Genomic DNA, 5,643 nt, shown 5'->3' with positions numbered 1-5,643 from the left:
CAAATAATTCCCATTCACTTGAAAATTTACCATTTACAAAGGGAACGAATGCTACGCAATAGCCACCTTGAGGATATGGTGCACGAATGGTTGATCCATGAAATGCGACAAAAGCACCGTTTTTATAGCGCTCTGGAAACTGATCACCAGAATAAAATAATAAATCATTAGGTGCGAAATGACCAGGAAATCCGATAATCGGCATGTTATATTTAGCTGCATCTCCTTCTTTTTTACCATCGCCACCATACTCAGGATTCAATAATTTTTTCCCTTGCATAAAATCATAATAGTAGTATGGCCATCCAGAATCAGAACCCTCTGCAACCTTTAAAAACTCTTCAGAAGGCAATACAGCACTGTGCCAAGGAGAATAAATAGTAGACCAGGTTCTAGAGAAATCATCACGTCCGTGCTGCATGGCATACAAGGAATTATCAAATTTATTCCACTCCATACCCACAATACTACGAATACCTGTAGCATACAAAGTACCATCACTTTGTTTTTGGTTTAACTTATTTTCACTGAACTTCCACACACCACCATGCTCTTTTAATTCGGGACAAGGACTTTGACCAGGAGATCCCGGCTGCCTATCAGCAACCTGACAAACATCACTTGGTGATCCAAAAGGAACATATAAATTACCCTTAGTGTCAAAGGCAATTGGCTTTGCAATATGAGAGTATTTTCCTCTTTTGTAATTATCGACAACAATAGTTTCAGTTTTGCCTTCCGGGACTAATTTCCCGGGGCTAAGTTTAGTTCTTAAAACCTCACCGGCAGTGGTAAAATATAGATAGCCTTTGTGAATACGCATGGCTGTACCATAGTTTCCTGTATCTGGGTAATCTCCAAAATATTCAATAATATCTGCCTTACCATCATTATTATTGTCGCGTAAAGCTACACTTCCTCTATTTTGAGCATCAGGCACTCTTAATTTAACGTATATATCTCCATTCTTATTTACAGCTAAATGTCGGGCGCGACCTATAGAATCTACCACTACTACCGCCTCAAAATCACCAGGTAAAGCTAATCCGCCATTATCAGTATCTCCTTGAGGTAAACCACTTTTACCACCTGAATTCATAAAACTAATAGTGACCAAAAACGCCAAACCTAAAAAAGCAAGCAATTTTGAGCGTAATTTAGTTTCAGGTAAAAATTTTGAATAGATCTTCATTTTTATAAAATTTTCTTTCTTGTAGGTACTTCGTAAAATTATACTGCATTATCTTGACTTTTTATCGATTTTCCAAACAATACAGGTAATATTTTTAGGATAATTAAAAAAGCTAAGCCAAATATCCCAAATTATTCATTCTAATAATCCCAAAAGGCTTAAAACCAATATTTGAAGGCTTTCGTTTAATTATCAAATCTTAAAACAGAATGAGTCTCTTTTTGTTAATAGTGGAACGAAATTGTTTACATGATTCGATAATCATAGAGTTAAATGAGTTTCTAACATATTTGTTTATATACCCAATCTCGGGTGCTAGTTCATTTCTATACTAGCCAAAACAAGATCCAATTTAAATGAAAAATAAAAAACTCAGAATCGGGATTTTAGTAGATGATAATATGATACCCCTTTGGGCCTATAGAATGATTGAAACGTTAAAAATAGAGGGGGTTTGCGAGCTTGTTTTGGCTTTAAGAGTGAATGCAGAGAGCACAATGCAAAATAGCTTAGCAAGAAATTTTTTCAAAAATAGCACGAAATTGTTCTTTAACTTCTATAATTTTTGGGACAAAAAAATCAATAAATGCATTCCAAATGCCTTAGAAACTCGAAATCTAAAAGATCTTTTGTCTGAAGATTCTACAATTATAAACCTTCAGCTAAGTGGAGGAGATGTTGAGAAGCAAAACCTAGAGGCAATAAAAAAACATGAACTTGATATTCTAATCACATTAAACAATGATCATTTCCACCCCAATTTACCTCAAGTGGCGCGATTAGGAGCTTGGTCATTTCAGCAATTTGAATTAGGGGATACATGTACAGATTTAACAGGAGTCAGAGAGGTGTTAGAAGGAAGAGAAGAAACTGAAATTACTTTACAGGCAACTTTCGGAGAGCACAAAAAAAGTTTATTATTATACAAAACCAGATTTTCAACGGATCCGTTTAGTATAAACAGAAACAAGCATATTTTTTATTGGATAGCATCCTCTATTATTCTACTAAAGATCAAGGAGCTTAATAAATTGGGAGAAGAAGTGTTCCTGGAAAAAATTAAACCACTAAATGAGGCACCCTTTTTTAATTCGAAAAAAGCACCCAAAGTACCAAGTAATAAAGAAATGTTAGTATATGCTCCAAAATTAATGCTTTTAAAGCTTTTAGATAAGTTCGACTCAACCTTTAATTTTCATCAATGGATATTACTTTTTAAAATAGGAACTAGTGATAAAATCTCAACAGATCTCACAAGATTTCAAAAAATTATTCCGCCAAGAGATCGGTTTTGGGCAGACCCATTCATTCTAAAAAGAGAAGATAAATATTATATTTTTTTTGAGGAATTAATTTATCGGGACAATAAAGGCTATATCTGTTTTATTGAAATGGACCAGAACGGTAATTTTACAGAACCGGTAAAAATTTTAGAACGGAATTATCACCTCTCCTATCCATTCTTGATTGAAGAACATAATGAATTGTTCATGATTCCAGAATCAAAACAAAACAATACGATAGAATTATATAAATGCAAAGAGTTTCCTTTTAAATGGGAATTAGAAAAAGTTTTAATGAAAAATATTAAAGCAGTAGATACAACAATCTTATTCCAAAATAACAAATACTGGCTTTTTTGTAATATTACGAATAGTGATATACCCTTGGCACAAGATGAGTTACATCTATTTTATTCAGATAAACTGAACAGTGATAACTGGATAAGACATCCCAAAAACCCGATTGTTAGTGATTTTAAACGATCACGACCTGCAGGAAAAATATTTAAATACAAAAACAAACTCTACCGCCCAGCGCAAAACGGATTAAAACATTACGGTTATGGCATAGCTATAAATGAAATTGTTGAATTAACAGAAAATAGCTATAAAGAAGAGCTTATAGAATCTATTTTACCAGACTGGGAAAAGGATATTTTAGGCACTCATACTATTAATTCGCTTAGCCATTTAACAGTAGTTGATGCTTTAATTAATAGAAAAAAGAAATCCACTTTTTTTTAAAATATCTAGCAAATAAATAATAGTGATTAAGAGCAATTTAGATGAAATATGAAAATTTATTCTCGATTCAAATGACCTTTCAATTAACAAAATACAATTAATTGATTATATCATAAAAAAAACGTACATTTGCGGCGCTTTCAGCAATAAGGCTGAATGCACTTATATATTATCATGAACCCATTTAGTACCTTGGGTATCCGTCATGATATTGTTAATGCCATCACTGAACTGGGATTCGAAAATCCCACACCAATCCAGGAACAAGCTATCCCGGTATTACTTTCAGGCAGCAACGATTTTGTCGGATTAGCTCAAACAGGAACCGGTAAAACGGCAGCCTTTGGCCTCCCCCTATTAGAATTATTGGATTTTGAAGAAAATTATCCACAAGCGTTAATTCTTTGTCCCACTCGTGAACTCTGTTTACAGATCACCAGCGACATGAACAAGTACGCCAAAAACATGAAGAACGTTAACGTTGTTGCTGTTTATGGTGGAGCAAACATTTCAGATCAGTTACGCCAAATTAAACGCGGTGTACAGATTGTTGTAGCCACTCCAGGCCGCATGCTTGATATTATCAATCGTAAAGCGATTGATTTCAGTCAAGTGCAATTCGTAGTGCTCGATGAAGCAGACGAAATGCTTAACATGGGTTTCCAAGAAGACATCGACAGTATTTTATCAACCACTCCGGATGATAAAAAAACATGGTTATTCTCGGCAACTATGCCATCTGAAGTTCGCAGAATTGCAAAAAAATACATGACAGATCCGTTCGAGCTGACCATGGGTACCAAAAATACCGGAAATGTCAACATCGAACATGAATATTACATCGTAAAAGCGCGCGATAAATACGCAGCATTTAAGCGAATTGTAGATTTCAATCCCGAAATTTTCGGTATTGTTTTCTGCCGTACCAAAATTGAAACTCAAGAAATTGCAGAATCTTTAATGAAAGACGGTTACAATGCTGATGCATTACATGGTGATTTATCACAGCAGCAGCGCGATAAAGTTATGAAACGCTATCGTGATCGTAGTCTACAGTTATTAATTGCTACAGACGTTGCCGCAAGGGGAATTGACGTAAATGACGTTACTCATGTAATTAATTACTCATTACCTGATGAAATCGAAAATTACACTCACCGAAGCGGTCGTACAGGACGCGCAGGTAAAACAGGTATTTCGATTGCAATCATTAATTCAAAGGAATTAGGTAAGATTCGCCACATTGAGCGCACCATAGGAAAGTCATTCACTAAGGCTGAAATTCCAAGCGGATTTGATGTGTGTGAAAAGCAATTGTTTGCGATGATTCATAAGGTTCACAATGTTGAAGTGAATGAAGATCAGATCGAGCAATACATTCCACGTATTATGGATGAATTTAAGGACTTGGACAAGGAAGCGATTATCAAAAGATTTGCTTCACTTGAATTCAACCGTTTCCTTGAATATTATTCAAAAGCACCAGATTTAAATATCTCAGGTGATGACCGAGGATTTGAGCGTAGTGATCGTTCAGAGCGTGGCGACCGTACTTTCAAATCAAGTACAAGTCCAGGTTATACCCGCCTCTTCATGAACTTGGGATCAGTTGATGATTTCACTCGTGGAGATATGTTAGGATTTATCTGTAACAACACTAAAATCAGTGGGAAAAGTGTAGGTAAAATCGACCTTAAGGGTGTATTTACTTTCTTTGAAGTTGAAGAATCTGCTGTAAATCAGGTTGTTGAAGGATTCAAATCCGTTGATTTCCAAGGTAGAGAGGTAAGAATTGAATTAGCTGGCGACCGCGAAGGCGGTGGTGGCGGCGGCGAACGTGGCGGATCAAATCGTGGAGGCGGCGGTGGTTACCGCGGTGGAAGCGGCGGCGGACGACGTGAAGGCGGAAGTGGCGGTGGTTACCGTGGCGGAAGCGGCGGCGGCGGACGACGTGAAGGCGGCGGCAGTTCTAGCAGCTCTGGTGGTGGTTTCCGTGATTTTTCAGGAAAACGCCGCGAAGATCGTGGCGGCACCGGCAATGCCGGTGGTGGTGCACGCCGTGAAGGCGGAAGTGGCGAAAGACGCAGACGAATCTAAAAACACGTAACACCTAAATGCTAAAAAAGCAAGGATAATTGAAGATAATCAATCTTCAATCCTTGCTTTTTTTATGAGGTCTGAGGTATGAGGTCTGAAGTATGAGGTCTGAGGTCTGAGGTCTGAGATTTGAGGTCTGAGATTTGAGAACTGAGATATGAGATTGCACAATTTGCTTTTAGCTTTCCGCTTTTGAAATGTCGACAGCCTGACAACTGATAACCGATAACTGATAACTGAGGAGGTATGAGGTCTGAAGTATGAGGTCTGAGATATGAGATTGCACAATTTGCTTTTAGCTTTCCGCTTTTGAATGTCGACAGCCTG

3 protein-coding genes are annotated in these 5,643 nt (G+C 37.0%); 2 read left to right on the top strand and 1 reads right to left on the bottom strand.

The features are described from left to right. The coding region (locus tag ACILQF_RS09905; RefSeq protein ID WP_395627252.1) for a PQQ-dependent sugar dehydrogenase at window positions 1–1,192 on the bottom strand (1,192 nt) is incomplete at its 3' end. Window positions 1,193–1,548: 356 nt separating this feature from the next. Here ACILQF_RS09905 and ACILQF_RS09900 point away from each other — a divergent pair. Both ACILQF_RS09900 and ACILQF_RS09895 read left to right on the top strand, forming a co-directional pair. Continuing rightward, window positions 1,549–3,219: a hypothetical protein gene (locus ACILQF_RS09900; RefSeq protein ID WP_395627251.1), complete on the top strand. Its 1,671-nt coding sequence runs from the start codon at window positions 1,549–1,551 to the stop codon at window positions 3,217–3,219. Window positions 3,220–3,393: 174 nt separating this feature from the next. After that, entirely contained in the window at window positions 3,394–5,316 is a 1,923-nt protein-coding gene (locus tag ACILQF_RS09895) for a DEAD/DEAH box helicase (protein WP_395627250.1), read from the top strand. Window positions 5,317–5,643: the final 327 nt, after the last annotated feature.

This window comes from Daejeonella sp. (assembly GCF_044232565.1).
Lineage (GTDB): Bacteria > Bacteroidota > Bacteroidia > Sphingobacteriales > Sphingobacteriaceae > Daejeonella.
This window is presented reverse-complemented; position numbering and strand designations above follow the sequence as displayed.